The sequence below is a fragment of the Marinobacterium nitratireducens genome (assembly GCF_014645375.1).
Classification (GTDB): Bacteria; Pseudomonadota; Gammaproteobacteria; order Pseudomonadales; family Balneatricaceae; genus Marinobacterium_A; species Marinobacterium_A nitratireducens.
Map to the genome: position 1 here is coordinate 1 of NZ_BMLT01000018.1, position 16,773 is coordinate 16,773.

Sequence of the window (16,773 nt, forward strand, 5' to 3'; positions counted from 1 at the left end):
CTGGTCCCGACTGCCGTTTCCGGCTGTCTCCCCAAGCGAGGAGGCGAATTCTACAGCCATGAGCGGGAGAGTCAACAGCCTTTGTAAAAAAACTCCAAAAAAACGAAAACCCCCTTATTCCTGTACAATTTTCAACCACCTAAACGACATGCCTGTAATAAGGCTACCGGCAACAGAGCACTAAAAGAAAAGGGGCGCCGCTGGCGCCCCTTTCCGGTCACTGCATTTAGGACTCAGGCGGCGACAAACAGGTGGTGCTTCTTTTTGCCCAGCTTGACGAGAAAGTACCGACCGAACAGCGCCCGGTCCGCGCCAAATACTTCCGGCGCATTCATATTGTCTTCCACGCCCGCCTCCACGCCGTTGACGATAACAGCCTTACGCTGCAAAGCGTCCTTGATCTGCTTGCCCGAGGCGGCAAGACCGGCTTCAGACAGCAATGTCGTCAGCGGTTTCTCGGCCAGCTCCGCCGCCGCCAGTTCCGACGACGGCAGTCCGTCCAGGCTCAACTGTGCGTAGTCGTTTTCGCCAAGGCTCGAAAGGTCGCCGGAGAACAGCGCCTCGGTGATCCGCTCTGCTGCAGCCAGACCTTCCTCGCCGTGCACGAGACGGGTGACTTCACGGGCGAGCACGGCCTGCGCCTCGGGACGCCCCTGGCGCTCGGCATCGGCTTTCTCTATCGCGTCGATCTCAGCCACCGACAGGAAGGTAAAGAACTTCAGGAAACGGTAAACGTCGGCGTCCGGGGTCTGCAGCCAGAACTGGTAGAAGGCATAGGGCGAGGTCTTCTTCTCGTCGAGCCAGACGGCGCCGCCCTCGGTCTTGCCAAACTTGGTGCCGTCGGACTTGGTGATCAGCGGCAGGGTCAGGCCATGGACATGCGCACCGTTTACCCGCCGTGTCAGGTCGATACCGCCGGTGATGTTGCCCCACTGGTCAGAGCCACCGATCTGCAACGTACAGCCATATTCCTTGTTGAGGAACTGATAGTCGTAAGACTGCAGAATCTGGTAGGTAAATTCCGTGAAGGAAATGCCGGAACCCTCGCGCTCGATACGCTGGCGCACGGACTCCTTGGCGATCATCTTGTTGACGGTGAAGTGCTTGCCGATATCGCGCAGGAAGGACAGCACATCGACACTGGCGGTCCAGTCGTAGTTGTTCGCCAGAATGGCGCCGCCTTCCTGGTCACCAAACTCGATGAAACGGCCAATCTGGGCTTTAAGGCAGTCGCTCCACTGCTGCACCACTTCGGCCGAGTTCAGCGAGCGCTCCTGATCCTTAAAGCTGGGATCCCCGATCATGCCGGTTGCTCCGCCCACCAGAGCAATGGGACGATGGCCGTATTCCTGGAAGCGCTTGAGCATCAGCAACGGCACCAGGTGACCGAGGTGCAGACTGTCCGCCGTCGGGTCGAAGCCGCAATACAGGGTAACACTGTTCTCTGCCAGATGTTGTTCCAGCTCTTCCTCGCTGGTTGTCTGCGCGATCAACCCGCGGGCCTTGAGATCCTGTAACAGTGTCATGTCGCTCATCGCTTTCGAATACCCTTGAACCGGCTATTGTCTATAAAGGGAGCGTATTCTACCGCCGCTCCGGGCCGCGAACAAATTCGCATGTAAGAAAACACTTTAACTTTTTCACCCAGCTGCCGATATTCTTTTTGCAATACCCTTATGGTTTAGGCTTAAATACCTCACTGTACGGTTATTCTATTTTTATGGGTAGCATAGTGTTTAATGTCATTAAGATTATCGGTAACCGCCTGCCGACCGTCCATCTGGTCGCAGTCTCCATCTGCGTCGTCATCATCGGCATCACCCTGATGCTGGTGCCCTCGGAAAAAGTCTCCGCCACGCGCGGCGACCGTCCCGAAAGCGGCGCCTTGAGTCAGGATACGGTCAAGCTCGAGCTGAATCTGAGCGAAGAGACCGATACCGAGATGCTGCCCACCCTGCAGGAAGAAAGCGTTTCGAATGAAGCAGCCGGCAACACCGCCGAGCAGGCGCCCGAACCCCCTGCCGTTGCCGAAGCGCCCGCAGAACCCGTCGAGAACTGGGTCGACTACAAGGTCAACAGCGGCGACAACCTCAGCTCCCTGTTCAAGCGCGCCGGCCTTTCCGCACTCGACGTTCACCAGGTGACACAGGCCACCCGTGAGAACAAGGCGCTGTCACGCATTTACCCGGGAGAGACCCTGTCGTTCCTGATCGAGGGCGGCGAACTGAAGAAACTCAAGCATGTTGCCGGCCCGCTGAAGCAGGTCCTGCTCGAGCGGGACGGCGACAGCTACCGCACCGAATTCGTCGAGCGCGAACCCAAAATCCAGCATCAGTTCGCCGAAGGCACCATCGAGAATTCCCTGTTCCTCGATGGCAGCCGCGCCGGCATGTCCAACAACACCATCATGCAGCTGGCGGCCATCTTCGGCTGGGATATCGACTTCGCACTCGATATCCGCAAGGGCGACACCTTCCGTGTGATCTACGAAGAGAAAGTTCTCGACGGCAAGAAGATCGGCACCGGCAACATCGTGGCCGCCGAGTTCGTCAACCGCGGCGATGTGTTCCGCGCCCTGCGCTACACCGACTCCAAGGGCAACACCAACTATTTCACACCGGAAGGCAACAGCATGCGCAAGGCCTTCCTGCGTACCCCGGTCGATTTCGCCCGCATCAGCTCGCCGTTCAATCCCAATCGCAAGCATCCGGTGCTGAACAGAATCCGTGCACACAAAGGGGTCGACTACGCCGCCAGTACCGGAACACCGATCAAGGCCGCCGGTGACGGCAAGATTATCTTCCGTGGCGTCAAGGGCGGCTACGGCAACGTCATCATCCTGCAGCACGGCCAGAACATCACCACCCTGTATGCGCATATGTCGCGCTTCAAGAAAGGGCTTTCGGTTGGCAGCCGGGTGAAGCAGGGTCAGCTGATCGGCTATGTCGGCATGTCTGGCATGGTGACCGGCCCGCACCTGCACTACGAATTCCGCGTCAACGGCGTGCACAAGAACCCCGTTACCGTGAAGCTGCCGCATGCCGACCCGCTGCCCAAGAGCGAGCGTGCCGCCTTCCAGTCGGTCTCCCAGACGCTGCTGGCCCAGCTCGACAAGTACTCCGCAACCCAGGTTGCGCTGGCCGAGTAAGCGCCCGATGCGCTACCTCGGCCTGATGTCGGGCACCAGCCTCGACAGCGTGGACGCGGTCGTTGTCGAATACAACGGCCGCGATCTCGATCTCATCGCCAGCCACAGCGAACCCTTCCCATCCGACCTGCGCCACCGCACTCTCGCGCTGATGCACCCCGGCGACGACGAGATCGAACGCCTGGGCCGGCTCGATCTCGAGCTTGCAGAACTCTTTGCCCGCGCCGCCAACAACCTGATCGATGCCACCTCGCTCGAGCGTAGCTCGATCCGCGCCATCGGCAGCCATGGCCAGACCGTTCGCCATCGGCCCGACGCCGGCTTCACACTGCAAATCGGCGACCCCAACCTGATCGCAGAACGCACCGGAATCACGCTGGTCGCGGACTTCCGGCGCCGCGACATGGCCGCCGGCGGCCAGGGCGCCCCGCTGGTACCGGCCTACCACCGCGCGCTGTTCCATGACGCAGGCGTCGACCGGATCATCGCCAACATCGGCGGCATGGCCAACGTCACACTGCTGCGCGCCGATAGCTCTCATCCCGTGACCGGCTACGACACAGGCCCCGGCAATGTGCTGCTCGACAGCTGGATCGGTAGGCACCGGCAACTCGAATACGACCGCGACGGCGCCTGGGCGGCTTCTGGCCAGATACTGCCGACACTGCTCGAACGACTACTGGATCTGCCCTTCTTCGACGCCCCCGCCCCCAAGAGCACCGGACGTGAACAATTCAATCCGAACTGGCTGGACGCCTGCATCCGGGATGCCGACTGCGGACAGGCCCAACCGGCCGATGTGCAGGCCACTCTGCTGGAGCTGACCGCGCGCTCGCTAAGCCGGGAGATCGGGGCATCTCTCGATGCGGGGGGAGAGATATATCTCTGCGGAGGGGGCAGCCATAACAAATATCTGCTGCAACGCCTGCAAGCGCTGCTGGAACCTTATGAGGTGAGGACAACGGCGGCCCTGGGACAGGATCCGGACTGGGTCGAGGCCTGCGCCTTCGCCTGGCTGGCGGCGCGTACTCTGGAGGGGCAAAGCGGCAATCTGCCGGCGGTTACCGGCGCCAGGGGCGAGCGCATCCTCGGCGCCATCTACCAGCCCTGAACGGGTTCTTCCGGTGAGGCCTGAACGGCCTGCTTGCGAAAAAGCGGGATGGCCCGGACGGGCCATCCGACAGGTTTCAGATCGAGAAGGACGAGCCACAACCACAGGTAGTGGTGGCGTTGGGGTTGTTGATGACGAACTGCGAGCCCTGCAGACCTTCCCGGTAGTCCACTTCAGCTCCTGCCAGGTACTGGAAGCTCATCGCATCCACCACCAGCGTCACGCCATCTTTGTCGACCGCGGTATCGTCTTCCGCCATCGCTTCATCGAAGGTAAAGCCATAGGAGAAGCCAGCACAGCCCCCGCCGGTGATATAGACCCGGAGCTTGAGGTTGGCATTGTCCTCTTCCTCCATCAGACTTTTCACCTTCGCAGCCGCCGCTTCGGTAAACACCAGCGGAGGATTCTGCTCAAAGGACTCAGTCATACCCACTCCCACATATTACGAACTGGCGGCTATTCTTTCTTAACCGACCAAAGTAGTCAAGTATTGCCCGTCACTCAGGGCATCAAAGCGACGATACCGAGGCCGGCAGTCTCCTCCAGGCCGAACAGGATGTTCAGGTTCTGCACCGCCTGACCCGCGGCGCCCTTGACCAGATTGTCGATAACCGACAGCACCACCACCGTATCGTCGTCCTGCGGCCGGACAACACTGATCCGGCAGACGTTGGCGCCCTTCACGCTGCGGGTTTCCGGATGGCTGCCCGCCGGCATCACGTCGACGAAGGGCTCATCGGCGTAACGCTCCTCGAACAGCGCCTGCAGCCCGTCCGTCGGGTCCTTCAGCACGCTGTACAGGGTAGCGTGAATACCGCGGATCATCGGCGTCAGGTGCGGCACGAACGTCAGCCCGACGGGGCGGCCGGCGGCGACGCCAAGCCCCTGCTTGATCTCCGGCAGATGGCGGTGCCCTGCCGCGCCGTAGGCCTTGAAGCTTTCGCTGGCCTCGCACAGCAGCGAACCGACATTGGCGCCACGACCTGCGCCGCTGACGCCGGACTTGCAGTCCGCGATCAGCCGGCGATGATCCACCAGCGCATTCTCGATCAGCGGCAGGTAGCCCAGCTGCACCGCGGTCGGGTAGCAGCCCGGGCAGGCGATCATGCGCGCATTGCGAATCTGCTCGCGATTCACCTCCGGCAGCCCGTACACCGCCTCGGCGGCCAGCTCCGGCGCGGTATGCTCCATGCCGTACCAGCGAGACCAGAGTTCGAGATCCTTGATGCGGAAATCCGCACCCAGATCGATCACCTTGACGCCGCGCTCGACCAGCTCCGGCGCCATGCTCATGGCGACGCCATGGGGCGTGGCGAAGAACACCGCATCGCAGTCCGCCAGCCGTTCGACATCCGGCACCGTAAAGGCGAGGTCGTAGTGACCGCGCAGGTTCGGGTACATGTCCGCGATGCGGATGCCCTCTTCGGATCGCGACGTGATGACGTCCACCCGGACCTCGGGGTGATTCGCCAGAATCCGCAACAGTTCGACGCCGGTGTAGCCGGTGCCGCCCACGATACCTACCTTGATCACATCAACCTCGCATAAAAGTCGAAACCTGAATTGACGCCGGTGCCCGAGTTGACGCTCCTCACCGACTCCTTAATGATACAAAGCACCAACCCTAAAAACCACGGAGCCTGCGACATCATTGTTCGCAATCTCCCTTGCCGGACCTGAGCCCATTGATTCGCAAGGACCTCCTGTCACTCGAACATTTTCGCGACCGTCTGTCCCATATCGACTCCCTGCCCCAGTTGCTGACCCTCGGCGTGCTGTCAGGGCTCGTGGCCGGCCTTATCATTCTGGCATTCCGCCTTGTCGTCGACATTCCCCTGTCACTTTACCTGCCCGGCGGCGACCCGGAAAACTTCGAGGGCCTCTCCATCGAGGTTCGTGCGGTGCTGCCCGTCGCCGGCAGCCTGCTGCTGTGCCTGCTGATCTGGCGGCTCGCACCGGCTCGGCGCAAAGTTGGCGTGGTGCACGTACTCGAGCGTCTGCGCTACCACCAGGGACACCTGCCGGCCGGGAACCTGCTGGCGCAGTTCGCCACCGCCGCCATCGCCCTGTTGAGCGGCCACTCGGTCGGCCGTGAAGGACCTGCAATTCACCTCGGCGCCGGCGGCGCCAGTCTCGTCGGCCAGTGGATGCGGGTGCCGAACAATTGCATGCGCCTGCTGGTCGCCTGCGGCACTGCCGCCGGAATCTCCGCGGCATTCAGCACGCCGCTGGCCGGTGTCGTCTTCGCCATGGAAGTGGTACTGCTGGAGTACACCGTACTCGGCTTTACACCGGTCATTGTTGCCGCGGTAACCGCCGATCTGGTGATGCGCGCCAGCCTCGGCGCGGGGCCCTTGCTCGACGTGCCGGCGCTCGGAATCGGCACCCTCAGCGAAATCCCCATGGTAATGCTCCTCGGCCTGCTGATCGGACTGCTGGCCGGCGGCTTCAACCGCCTGATGCTGGGCACCGTTTCCCTGCAGACAAAGCTGCCTTTGTACGTCCGCCTGCTGCTCGCCGGGGTACTGACCGGCGCCGTCGCCTGTATTTTCCCCCAGGTGATGGGCGTCGGCTACGACACCCTTCAGGCGACCCTGCTGGGCCACAAGGAACTGCTGCTGCTGGCGGGTCTGCTGCTGGCCAAGTGGCTGCTGACACCGGTCGTACTCGGGCTCGGTATTCCCGCAGGCCTGATCGGCCCGACCTTCGTCATTGGCGCGCTGGCCGGCGCTCTGCTCGGGAACCTGGGGCAGATGCTCAGCCCGGACACCCTGTCGCACACCGGCCTGTACGCCATGATCGGCATGGGCGCCATGATGGGAGCGGTGCTGAATGCGCCACTGGCGGCGCTGATCGCACTGCTGGAACTGACCGGGAACCCCCATATCATTCTGCCGGGCATGCTCGCGATCGTGATCAGCAATCTCACGGTGCGTGCCTTTTTCGGGCTGCCGTCGATCTTCCAGTCGCTGCTGCAGGCCCAGGGCCTGGACTATCGCCAGGAGCCGCTGGCACAGGTACTGTCCCGGGCTGCCGTCGGCAGCCTGATGTCGCGCAATTTTCTCAAAGCCACATCCACCGAAAGCCGCCTGCGCGCTGCCGAACTGTCGCAACAGGACGCCAGCTGGATCCTGGTACTCGATGACGAACCCCGCGCTTTGCTGCCACGTACCGATCTGACGCTCTGGCTCGAGCAGCATGAGGGCGAGAGCGACGAACTGAAGCTGCTCGAGATCCCGGCCCATCGACGCGACGCGGTCACCATCAGCTTTCGCGCCACGCTGCAGGAAGCCGCCGATTGCATGCGCCAGCGCGAAACCGATATCCTCTGCGTCAGCAGCAACCGCGGCGACATTATCGGCCTGCTGACCCGCGCCCAGCTGGAAGCTTACTACCTGCGCAAACAGGCCCTCTGACAGCCCTTGAACACCCTTATCCCCAGGACTCCACCATGACCGCTTTTAGCCTGCACGGCCTCTACGCTATCACCGACAGCCAGCTGATGCCCGATGACCGTACCCTCATCGCCAGCGTCGAGGCCGCCCTCGAAGGCGGCGCTGCCGCCGTTCAGTACCGCGACAAGAGCCAGGATGCCGAGCGCCGTCTGCGCCAGGCGCTGCTGCTGCGCGACCTGTGCCAGCGCTTCGAACGCCCGTTGCTGATCAACGACGACCTCGAGCTCGCGGTCGCCAGCGGCGCCCATGGCGTGCACCTTGGCCAGAGCGACGGCTCCGTCGCCGCCGCGCGCGAGCGCCTGGGGCCGGATGCAGTCATCGGCGCGACCTGCCACGACAGCCTGGCACTGGCGCTCGAGGCGCGCGATCAGGGCGCCGACTACGTCGCTTTCGGCGCCTTTTTCCCGTCCCGCACCAAGCCCGGAGCCAAACCCGCCCCGCTGTCGCTGCTGCCCCGCGCCGCCGACGAGGTCGGCCTGCCGGTGGTGGCGATTGGCGGCATTAGCGTGGATAATGCCCGCCAGGTAACCGAAGCCGGCGCCAGCATGATCGCCGTGATTCACGCGCTCTTCGCCGCGGCCGATATCCGTCGCCAGGCGCAGCGCTTCCGCCAACAGTTCTGATCTCAGAGGGAAGGTATCCGCATGTCCCGTTCCGAAGCCCTGTTCCAGGCCGCCCAGCAACACATCCCCGGCGGCGTGAACTCGCCGGTCCGCGCCTTCAAGGGCGTCGGTGGCACTCCGTTGTTCTTCAAGCACGGCGAAGGCGCCTATCTGTTCGACGAGGACGACAAGCGCTACATCGACTATGTCGGCTCCTGGGGCCCGATGATCCTGGGCCACAACGCGCCCGAGGTGATCGATGCCATTCGCGCCGCACTGGACCACGGCACCGGCTTTGGCGCCCCCACCGCCATCGAAATCGAGATGGCGGACAAGGTCTGCGAGCTGATGCCGTCGCTCGAAATGGTGCGCATGGTCAACTCCGGTACCGAAGCCACCATGAGCGCCATCCGCCTGGCCCGCGGTTACACCGGCCGTGACAAGATCGTCAAGTTCGAAGGCTGCTACCACGGCCATTCCGACTCGCTGCTGGTCAAAGCCGGCTCCGGCGCCCTGACCCTGGGCGAACCCAACTCACCGGGAGTGCCGGCATCCCTGGCCGAACACACCATCACCCTGAACTTCAACGACATCGACAACGTACGCCAGGCCTTTGCCGAAGTCGGCGACCAGGTCGCCTGTATCATCGTCGAGCCGGTCGCCGGCAACATGAACTGCATCCCGCCCCAGCCCGGCTTCCTCGAGGGCCTGCGCGAGCTGTGCGACGAGTACGGCAGCGTGCTGATCTTCGACGAGGTGATGACCGGCTTTCGCGTCGCGCTGGGCGGCGCCCAGGCGCACTACGGCATCAAACCGGACCTGACCACCCTGGGCAAGGTCATCGGCGGCGGCCTGCCGGTCGGTGCCTTCGGCGGCAAGCGCGAGATCATGGAGTACATCGCGCCACTGGGGCCGGTCTATCAGGCTGGCACCCTGTCGGGCAACCCGCTGGCCATGGCGGCGGGCCTGACCATGCTCAATGCCATTTCGACGCCCGGTTTCCACGAGCAGCTCAGCGCCAAAGCCGAGCTGCTGACCCAGGGGCTGGAAGCCGTCGCGCTGAGCCACCGGGTTCCCTTTACCACCAGCCAGGTCGGCGGCATGTTCGGTCTCTTCTTTACCGACCAGCCGCAGGTCACGAGCTTCGGCCAGGCAACCGCCTGCGACGCCGAACGCTTCGGCCGCTTCTTCCACGGCATGCTGGAGGAAGGCGTCTACCTGGCCCCGTCGGCCTTCGAAGCAGGCTTCGTGTCGGCCGCGCACAGCCAGCAGGATATCGAGGCCACCCTCGCCGCCGCCGATCGCGTATTCAGCCGCCTCTGATGGTACTGCTGTCCCAACTGGTGCTGCTGGGCAGCGCGCTGGCAAGCAGCGCCCTGCTCTACCGCAAGGCGCAGTCGGATACCCAGGCGACAACTTTGGGCGTGATGAGCCTCGGCGCCCTGTCGCTGGTGCTGGCCATGATGGGCCGGCTGCTGCTGTCCGGCAGCGGCGCAGACACGCAGACGTTGCGGCTGATGCTGGACAACCTCGCCTTCTATGCCGGTCTGCCGCTGTTCGCGCTGGCGGTGCTGGCCCGCGGTTTCGGGTGGGACTGGTCAAGAGCCGCCTGGGGGCGCTGGCTGCTGGGCTGCTTCGGACTGTTTGAACTCTGCCGCCGCTTCGGCACGGGGGAGCAGTACATGCAGGGACTGGCGGCGTTCATCTGCCTGGCGATGGTGGTGGGGATCGTCAAAGGGGAACGCGGCGGTTCGCGGTTGCTGGCGCTGACCGGCGCACTGGCCGCAGGCGCCGGGCTGCTGCTGTTCGGCCCGGGCACCCTGGTGCCGGAATCGCGGCACGAAGCCCTCTACCTGCTGGCCCTTGCCGCTTTTCTGCCGCTGACCAGTGCCGGCGTCAGCCTGCGGCGCAGCTGACCCTCACTCGCAGGATGGGTGAAACGATGCCCGGGCATGGAATACCCGTGCAGCGACCCGGCCTGGGCATCGCCACTCCATCGATGACGTCGGCTGACGCGGTGCTGAACTGATACCTCCGGGGTTGCGCCCCGGACGACAGGGCCCGGTGTCAATAGCGCCGGGCCTGCTCCAGCGCCTCGCGCGCACCGCTCAGATCGCCCGCATCCTTGCGGATATTGGCGATCAGCAGCCACAGCCGGCGCAGCGACTCCGGCTGTCCGCCGGCCAGGGCGACGCCCCGGCGCGCCAGTTGCTCGGCCTCGTCGTACTTCTGCATCTGACGCTGGATTTCCGCCAGTTGGTAGTAGACCTGCGGGTCCCGCGGCGCAATGCGCTGCGCGCGCTCCAGACTGCTCTGGGCCGCCCCCAGCGAGCCTGCGGACTGCTGCTGGCGGGCGCTGTCGAGCAGCGCCACCACGGCAGGATTGCCGGATACGGGCGCTGCGGCCTGCGGCGTCGGGATCGACGCCGGCGAATCATCCGGCACAGGCAATGGCTGCACCGAGAGGCCGGACCCGCCGTCGGTCCGCTGCCGGCTGATTACCGGCTCGTCGTAGATCGGCGTCACGGTCACGCCGGTATCGCGCTCCACCGCCGGCGGCGGCGCATTACCACTACGGTCCTCCACCGGCGGCTGATAGACGTAGGGACCGGAACAACCGGCCAGCAACGCCACGCCCGCGAGGAACCCCAGTCTCATTCGGTACATCGTCTTCTTCCCGTTAGTAAACTCGTCGGTGGGCTACTGTTGCACCGCAGCGGGCGGGATGCAACCTGGAACCTGCGCGCAGCGTCCTGCGGCCCCTCAGCGAAACCAGCTGCGGAACCAGTCGACCGAGCGCTGTACCGGGCTGCCATAGCCGCAGTCGACACCCTGAAGCGGCGCCGTGCCGACCAGGAACGGCAACTGTCGCGAGCCTTCGCAACGCTGATCCGAACGCAGGCCGGTGGCGTCATCGACCCAGACGTATTCGATATCGTCCGGCCGCCTCGCCAGATAGGGCTGCGGATGCTCGCGACGCATGAAGTCGGTCCAGACGCGCAAAGCGCCACTGGAGCCGGTGATCGGCATCGGCGCGTTGTCGTCCCGTCCGAGCCACACCACCGCCAGGCGATTGCCGGTGAAGCCGGCAAACCAGCTGTCACGCTGGTTGTTCGAGGTTCCGGTCTTGCCGGCGATGTTGAGGTCCGCCGGCAACTGGCTGTAGGCGTAGCGCGCGGTGCCCTCGCGGGCCACCTCCTGCATCGCGTACTGAATCAGGTGAACCAGTTCCACCGGCACGGTCTGGCGCACCTTGAACGGATAGCGCGACAGTTCCTGACCGTCGGCGTCGGTGACCATGCGGATAGCCCGCAGAGGCGTCTGGAAACCGTTCGCGGCGAGGGTCTGGTAAATGTTCGCCACCTCCACCGGAGACATCGTCTCCCCGCCGAGCAGCAGCGCCGGATAGGCATTGATATCCCTTTCCAGCCCCAGCCTGTGCAGCATATCGACCACCTTGTCGACGCCGATGTCGAGCCCCAGCCGCGCGGTTGCGAGGTTGTAGGACTTGGCCAGCGCCCGATGCAGCGGCACCTCGCCGTGGGCCTGGTGATCGAAGTTGTCCGGCGCCCAGACGTCGCCATTGGGCATTTGCAGTCGCACCGGTTCGTCCTCGATGCGGCTTGCCAGGGTGTAGCCCTGCTCCAGCGCCGCCAGATAGACCGCCGGCTTCACCAGCGAGCCGATCGAGCGATTGGCGTCGAGCGCCCGGTTGAATCCCTGGTAGCGGGTGTCGCGGCCACCGATGATTGCCAACGCATCGCCGGTCTGGGGGTCTGTCACCACCATGCTGCCCTGCAGGCCCTCGAGTTTCTTGCCATACTTCCTGACCAGCTGCTCGGTGGTTTCCACCATCGCCGTTTCGGCGCGCCGGTGTACGATCGGATCCAGGCTGGTGAAGACGCGCAGACCTTCGGAGCCGAGGTCCTCTTCGCGGTAGTCCTGACGCAGCTGCCGTTTGACCAGGTCGAGGTAGGCCGGATAAGCCCCCTTGTGCAGGCTCTTGCTCTTGACCACATCGAGATCCCGGGCCTGGGCCTCTTCCAGCTGCTGCGGCGTGATCACGCCGCGCTCCGCGAGAATCGACAGCACCAGGTTGCGACGTGCCCGGGCGCGCTCGGGATGGCGCCTCGGGTCGTAATAGGAAGGCCCCTTGACCATGCCGGCCAGCAGCGCCACCTGATGCAGCTGCAGCTCCTGCAGCGGGCGGCCGAAAAAGTACTGGCTGCCCAGCCCGAAACCATGAATGGCGCGGGCACCGGACTGACCGAGGTAGACCTCGTTGAGGTAGGCCTCGAGGATCTCGTCCTTGCTGTAATGCAGCTCCAGCAGCACCGCCATCGGCATTTCCAGCAGCTTGCGCGCCAGGGTGCGATCGGCGGTGAGGTAGAAGTTCTTGATCAGCTGCTGTGTCAGGGTACTGCCGCCCTGGACGAAGCGTCCGGCCTGGATGTTGACCCACATGGCGCGGGCAATGCCCTTGAGCGAAATGCCGTGATGATCGTAGAAGCTGCGATCCTCGATACCGATCAGCGACTCCACCAGATAAGGAGGCGCCTCGGACAGCCGGATCAGGTCGCGGTCTTCGTTGCTGGTCGGATAGATGCCGCCGACCAGTACCGGCTCGAGCCGGGCCAGCGGCAGGTTGCCACTGCCGTCGCGAATGCGTGACAGACTGTTGCCACGGAACTCCAGCAGCAGATCGCGCGGCGGCTCATTACTGTCCGGGAAGACGAAACCGCGGGTCTGGACCCGCACCCGCGAGCTCGCCCACTCGGCCTGTCCGGGAGCGCTGGCACTCTTGACGAAGCGGTAGCCGAGACCGTTAAGCTCGGCCTTGAGGTCGTCCATCGCCAGCGCCTGCCCCGGGTACAGTTCCAGCGGCCGGGCGTAAACCTTGGCCGGCAGCGCCCAGCGCTTGCCCTCGAACTTCTCGCGTACCTGCATGTCGAGATAGGCAAGCCCGATGGCGGCGAAGACGCTCAGAACCAGCGTCAGCTTGAGCAAAAAACCGAGCAGAGCCGACCAGAAAGAGCGCCTGGGGGCCTTGCGAGCGTTCTTGCCTTTGCGGCGGGAGCGGGAAGCTTTTGCGGAGGAGACTCTCTTTTTTGTCATCGGCTCAGTATAATTCCTTACCCAATCGCGCGATACCGGGATTCTATGTTTCCTGAATTCATTCAATCACTTCGCGATCCGGCGGCCTATTCTCACGCCACCGGCGACATTCGCGTCATCGAAACGCACATTTCCTGGCTGCTGCTCACCGGCGAATACGCCTACAAGGTGAAAAAGCCGGTCGATTTCGGCTTTCTCGACTTCACCAGCCTGGAAAAGCGCCAGCACTTCTGCGAGGAGGAGCTGCGGCTCAACCGTCGCCTGGCGCCCGATATCTACCTCGAGCTCGTGCCCATCACTGGCACCCCATCGCAGCCCCGGATGGGCGGCGATGGCGAAGCCTTCGAGTACGCGGTGCGCATGCGCCAGTTCGACACCGAGCTGCGGCTCGATCTGCTGCTGCAGCAAAAACGCTTCGAACCGGCCTGGATCGACACCCTCGCCGAGCAGATCGCCGCCTTCCACCAGCAGGTGCCGATGGTCGCCTCGGACAGCCCCTGGGGCGAACCCGAAACCATCTGGGAGGTGGTGTCGGACAACTTCATGCACCTCCAGGACGTGCTCGACGATCCCCACGACTGGTCGGCGGTGCAGCAGCTGTCACAGCAGACCGCGCAGCAGTTTCGCGACCTTACCGAGGTGATCCGCCGGCGCAAGACCGAGGGCCACGTCTGCGAATGCCACGGCGACCTTCACCTGGCCAACATCACCCTGTTCCACGACAAGCTGCGGCTGTTCGACTGCATCGAGTTCAATCTGCAGTTCCGCTGGATCGATACCATCTGCGACCTGGCATTCCTGCTGATGGATCTGGAGGCCAACGGCCAGTTCCGCTGGGCCCACCGCCTGCTGAATCGCTATCTGGAGCTGACCGGCGATTATAAATCCCTGAAATTGCTTAATTTTTACAAGGCCTACCGGGCCATGGTCCGGGCCAAGGTCGCCATGCTTGGAGAGCACAAGGACCTCGACACCTTCCGTCGCTACCTGCGGCTGGCACAGCACTACGCCCGCCGTCCGCAGCCCGCGCTGCTACTGATGCATGGCCTGTCCGGCAGCGGCAAGAGCCATATCAGCGGGCAGCTGGTCGAGCGCATCGACGCCATCCGCATCCGCTCCGACATCGAACGCAAGCGCCTGTACCGGGAACTTAGCCGCAAGGGCGAGAAACTGGAGCTGTACGGGCAGGAAATGAACATCCGCACCTACCACCAGCTGTTCGACACCACCCGGGCCATGCTGCGCGCCGGCTACACCGTCATCGTCGATGCTACCTTCATCCGCCAGCGGCCACGCCTGAGCTACGCGGAGCTTGCGCAGTCACTGGGTATCCCATTCCGTATTATCAGCTGTCATTGTGAACAGAAGCTGATCGAGGCGCGTCTCAAACGACGCCAGGCCAGCGGCAAGGACGCGTCCGACGCCGACGTCACGGTCATGCGCCAGCAAAAGAAGATGCAGCACCCGCTGGACGACAACGAGCTCGGCTATACCCTGTCCGTCTACACCGACGACGACGAAGCGCTCGACCACCTCACAGAGCGACTACGCCTGGAAGGCGTCATCGGCGACGAATGAGCTGAAGCGCAGCACGCCGTCCTCGAACCGGACATCCACGCCGACCTCGAACAGCTGGCTCAGCAACGCGGCGGTCATGACCTCGGGCACGGGCCCCTGCGCCAGCGCCCGACCGTCCTTTAGCAGCAGCACCCGGTCGCCGTACTGCGCCGCCAGCGCAAGGTCGTGCAGTATCAGCAGCACCGCCATCCCTGCGTCGGCCAGGCGGCGCAGCTGCCGCAGGCACAGGTGCTGATGCCGCAGGTCCATGGCGCTGACCGGCTCGTCCAGCAACAGCACCCGGGATTGCTCGCCGCACTGGGCCAGCACCCTGGCCAGCTGCACCCGCTGACGTTCACCGCCGGACAGCTGCAGGTAGTTGCGCCCGGCCAGCTGCGCCAGGTCCAGCCGCTGCAACCAGCGGCGGCCGTGATCCGCCTCCTGCTGCGGCGACAGCCCGAGCGGCCAGGCGCCGAGCCGCACCACCTCCTCGACACTGAACGGAAAGTCCAGCGGTTGATCCTGAGTCATCACCGCCAGCTGGCGCGCCCGCTGCGGTTCGCTCCAGCCATGCAGCGCCTCGCCGTCGAGACGCACCGCGCCCGAGGTCGGCGACTCGAGCCCCGACAGCAGCTGTAGCAGCGTCGACTTGCCGGCGCCGTTTGGCCCCAGCACCACCGTCAGCGTGCCCGCGGCCAGCTCCAGGTCGAGCCCGTGCAGCACCTGACGCCCCTGGCGATGCCATTCCAGCCCCTGCGCGATCAAAGCCACAGTCGCCCCCGCTGACGGTAGAGGATCATGAACAGAAAGAAGGGCCCGCCCACCAGCGCCGTGACGATACCGATCGGCAGTTCGGCCGGACTCACCAACAGCCGCGCAAGCACATCCGCCAGCGTCAGCAGCAAGGCACCCAGCAGCGCTGACAGCGGCATCAGGGCGCGGTTATCGGGACCGCACAGCAACCGCACCAGGTGCGGCACCACCAGCCCGACGAAGCCGATCAGGCCTCCCAGCGAAACCACGGCGCCGACACCCAGCGCCACCAGCACGATCAGCCGCCGCTGCAACCGGTGGGTCACCACCCCCAGCAGGCGCGCCTGCTGTTCGCCCAGCAGCAGCAGGTTAAGCTGCGGACCCTCGCGCAGCAGCAACGCCATCAGCGGCAGCGCCAGCACCGCCAGCAGCAGCGCGCTGTTCCAGTCGGTGCGATGCAGGTTGCCAAGCAGCCAGAAGGTCACCTGGCGCAGCGACAGATCATCGCTGAAGTATTTCATCACCCCGATGGCCGCAGCGGCGATGCTGTTGAGGGCGATGCCCGCCAGCAGCATGGTGGTGACGGAAATGCCGCGGGGGGTACGGGCGATGCGTGCGACCAGCGCGGTCACCGTCAGGCCGCCGATAAAAGCCGCCAGCGGCAACAGCAGCGGCCCCAGGGCGCCCAGCAGCCAGCCGCCCCCGAACACCAGCGCCGCCACGGCCGCCAGTGCGGCGCCGGCGCTGATGCCGATCAGGCCCGGGTCCGCCAGCGGGTTGCGGAACAGCGCCTGGATCGAGGCGCCGGTCAGAGCCAGCAGTGCGCCGGCAAACAGCGACAGCAGCAGACGCGGCAGACGCAATTCGAACAGGATCAGGAAATCGCGGGAGCCCGGTGTCATTAGCTGCTCGGGCGACAGCGACACGGGCCCCACCAGAAGCGACAGCGCCATCACCGGCGGCAACAGCAGCCAGAGCAGGCGATGCAGCAGGTGCGGTGACAGCCGTCCGGTAGGGTTCATCAAGAATGCT

Annotated in this window: 14 protein-coding genes; 7 read left to right on the forward strand and 7 right to left on the reverse strand. The window is 64.4% G+C overall.

The window, feature by feature from the left end:
• Positions 1 to 233: 233 nt before the first annotated feature.
• The gene (gene tyrS / locus IEX85_RS22085; RefSeq protein ID WP_308425687.1) at positions 234 to 1,535 is read right to left on the reverse strand and encodes a tyrosine--tRNA ligase; all 1,302 of its coding nucleotides are present in this window, start codon (positions 1,533 to 1,535) and stop codon (positions 234 to 236) included.
• Positions 1,536 to 1,732: 197 nt separating this feature from the next.
• Here tyrS and IEX85_RS22090 point away from each other — a divergent pair, with 197 nt between their 5' ends.
• Both IEX85_RS22090 and IEX85_RS22095 read left to right on the forward strand, forming a co-directional pair.
• Entirely contained in the window at positions 1,733 to 3,148 is a 1,416-nt protein-coding gene (locus IEX85_RS22090; protein WP_229722062.1) for an OapA family protein, read from the forward strand.
• A 7-nt stretch (positions 3,149 to 3,155) separates the two neighbouring features.
• Entirely contained in the window at positions 3,156 to 4,259 is a 1,104-nt protein-coding gene (locus IEX85_RS22095; RefSeq protein ID WP_229722063.1) for an anhydro-N-acetylmuramic acid kinase, read from the forward strand.
• Between the two features lie 76 nt (positions 4,260 to 4,335).
• Here IEX85_RS22095 and erpA read toward each other — a convergent pair whose 3' ends face one another.
• Positions 4,336 to 4,686 carry an iron-sulfur cluster insertion protein ErpA gene (gene erpA / locus IEX85_RS22100; RefSeq protein ID WP_188862812.1) on the reverse strand — a complete coding sequence of 117 codons (351 nt, stop codon included), beginning with the start codon at positions 4,684 to 4,686 and terminating at the stop codon, positions 4,336 to 4,338.
• Positions 4,687 to 4,760: 74 nt separating this feature from the next.
• On the reverse strand, positions 4,761 to 5,792 hold the full coding sequence (gene argC / locus IEX85_RS22105; RefSeq protein WP_188862813.1) for an N-acetyl-gamma-glutamyl-phosphate reductase: 1,032 nt from the start codon (positions 5,790 to 5,792) through the stop codon (positions 4,761 to 4,763).
• Between the two features lie 134 nt (positions 5,793 to 5,926).
• Here argC and IEX85_RS22110 point away from each other — a divergent pair, with 134 nt between their 5' ends.
• The 4 genes from IEX85_RS22110 to IEX85_RS22125 are packed head-to-tail and all read left to right on the forward strand — an operon-like array spanning position 5,927 to position 10,232.
• Positions 5,927 to 7,675, forward strand: coding sequence for a chloride channel protein (locus IEX85_RS22110; RefSeq protein ID WP_229722064.1), 1,749 nt, complete (start codon positions 5,927 to 5,929; stop codon positions 7,673 to 7,675).
• 35 nt (positions 7,676 to 7,710) lie between these two features.
• Positions 7,711 to 8,337 carry a thiamine phosphate synthase gene (gene thiE, locus IEX85_RS22115; RefSeq protein WP_188862814.1) on the forward strand — a complete coding sequence of 209 codons (627 nt, stop codon included), beginning with the start codon at positions 7,711 to 7,713 and terminating at the stop codon, positions 8,335 to 8,337.
• A gap of 21 nt (positions 8,338 to 8,358) precedes the next feature.
• Positions 8,359 to 9,639 carry a glutamate-1-semialdehyde 2,1-aminomutase gene (gene hemL, locus IEX85_RS22120; protein ID WP_188862815.1) on the forward strand — a complete coding sequence of 427 codons (1,281 nt, stop codon included), beginning with the start codon at positions 8,359 to 8,361 and terminating at the stop codon, positions 9,637 to 9,639.
• Positions 9,639 to 10,232: a hypothetical protein gene (locus IEX85_RS22125; protein ID WP_188862816.1), complete on the forward strand. Its 594-nt coding sequence runs from the start codon at positions 9,639 to 9,641 to the stop codon at positions 10,230 to 10,232. Before hemL ends, IEX85_RS22125 begins: the two co-directional genes overlap by 1 nt.
• Before the next feature lie 151 nt (positions 10,233 to 10,383).
• Here the strand turns inward: IEX85_RS22125 and IEX85_RS22130 are convergent, their stop codons facing one another.
• On the reverse strand, positions 10,384 to 10,983 hold the full coding sequence (locus tag IEX85_RS22130; RefSeq protein ID WP_188862817.1) for a tetratricopeptide repeat protein: 600 nt from the start codon (positions 10,981 to 10,983) through the stop codon (positions 10,384 to 10,386).
• Positions 10,984 to 11,079: 96 nt separating this feature from the next.
• On the reverse strand, positions 11,080 to 13,431 hold the full coding sequence (mrcB, locus tag IEX85_RS22135) for a penicillin-binding protein 1B (RefSeq protein ID WP_188862818.1): 2,352 nt from the start codon (positions 13,429 to 13,431) through the stop codon (positions 11,080 to 11,082).
• A 45-nt stretch (positions 13,432 to 13,476) separates the two neighbouring features.
• On the opposite strand from mrcB, the gene IEX85_RS22140 reads away from it, so the two are divergent.
• Positions 13,477 to 15,009 (forward strand): bifunctional aminoglycoside phosphotransferase/ATP-binding protein, encoded by a 1,533-nt coding sequence (locus IEX85_RS22140; protein ID WP_188862819.1) that lies wholly within the window; start codon positions 13,477 to 13,479, stop codon positions 15,007 to 15,009.
• Here the strand turns inward: IEX85_RS22140 and IEX85_RS22145 are convergent.
• Together IEX85_RS22145 and IEX85_RS22150 are read right to left on the reverse strand one after the other, a co-directional pair.
• Positions 14,977 to 15,759, reverse strand: a complete 783-nt coding sequence (locus IEX85_RS22145; protein WP_229722065.1) for a heme ABC transporter ATP-binding protein — start codon at positions 15,757 to 15,759, stop codon at positions 14,977 to 14,979. The genes IEX85_RS22140 and IEX85_RS22145 overlap by 33 nt on opposite strands.
• The gene (locus IEX85_RS22150; RefSeq protein ID WP_188862820.1) at positions 15,750 to 16,763 is read right to left on the reverse strand and encodes a FecCD family ABC transporter permease; all 1,014 of its coding nucleotides are present in this window, start codon (positions 16,761 to 16,763) and stop codon (positions 15,750 to 15,752) included. The genes IEX85_RS22145 and IEX85_RS22150 overlap by 10 nt, the downstream gene beginning before the upstream one ends.
• Between the last annotated feature and the right edge of the window lie 10 nt (positions 16,764 to 16,773).

Excerpts from the sequence above, each read along its gene's own strand:
- tyrS (WP_308425687.1), bottom strand. The coding sequence starts at position 1,535 with ATGAGCGACATGACACTGTTACAGGATCTCAAGGCCCGCGGGTTGATC.
- IEX85_RS22095 (WP_229722063.1), top strand. The coding sequence starts at position 3,156 with ATGCGCTACCTCGGCCTGATGTCGGGCACCAGCCTCGACAGCGTGGAC.
- erpA (WP_188862812.1), bottom strand. The coding sequence starts at position 4,686 with ATGACTGAGTCCTTTGAGCAGAATCCTCCGCTGGTGTTTACCGAAGCG.
- thiE (WP_188862814.1), top strand. The coding sequence starts at position 7,711 with ATGACCGCTTTTAGCCTGCACGGCCTCTACGCTATCACCGACAGCCAG.
- hemL (WP_188862815.1), top strand. The coding sequence starts at position 8,359 with ATGTCCCGTTCCGAAGCCCTGTTCCAGGCCGCCCAGCAACACATCCCC.
- IEX85_RS22125 (WP_188862816.1), top strand. The coding sequence starts at position 9,639 with ATGGTACTGCTGTCCCAACTGGTGCTGCTGGGCAGCGCGCTGGCAAGC.
- IEX85_RS22130 (WP_188862817.1), bottom strand. The coding sequence starts at position 10,983 with ATGTACCGAATGAGACTGGGGTTCCTCGCGGGCGTGGCGTTGCTGGCC.
- mrcB (WP_188862818.1), bottom strand. The coding sequence starts at position 13,431 with ATGACAAAAAAGAGAGTCTCCTCCGCAAAAGCTTCCCGCTCCCGCCGC.
- IEX85_RS22140 (WP_188862819.1), top strand. The coding sequence starts at position 13,477 with ATGTTTCCTGAATTCATTCAATCACTTCGCGATCCGGCGGCCTATTCT.
- IEX85_RS22150 (WP_188862820.1), bottom strand. The coding sequence starts at position 16,763 with ATGAACCCTACCGGACGGCTGTCACCGCACCTGCTGCATCGCCTGCTC.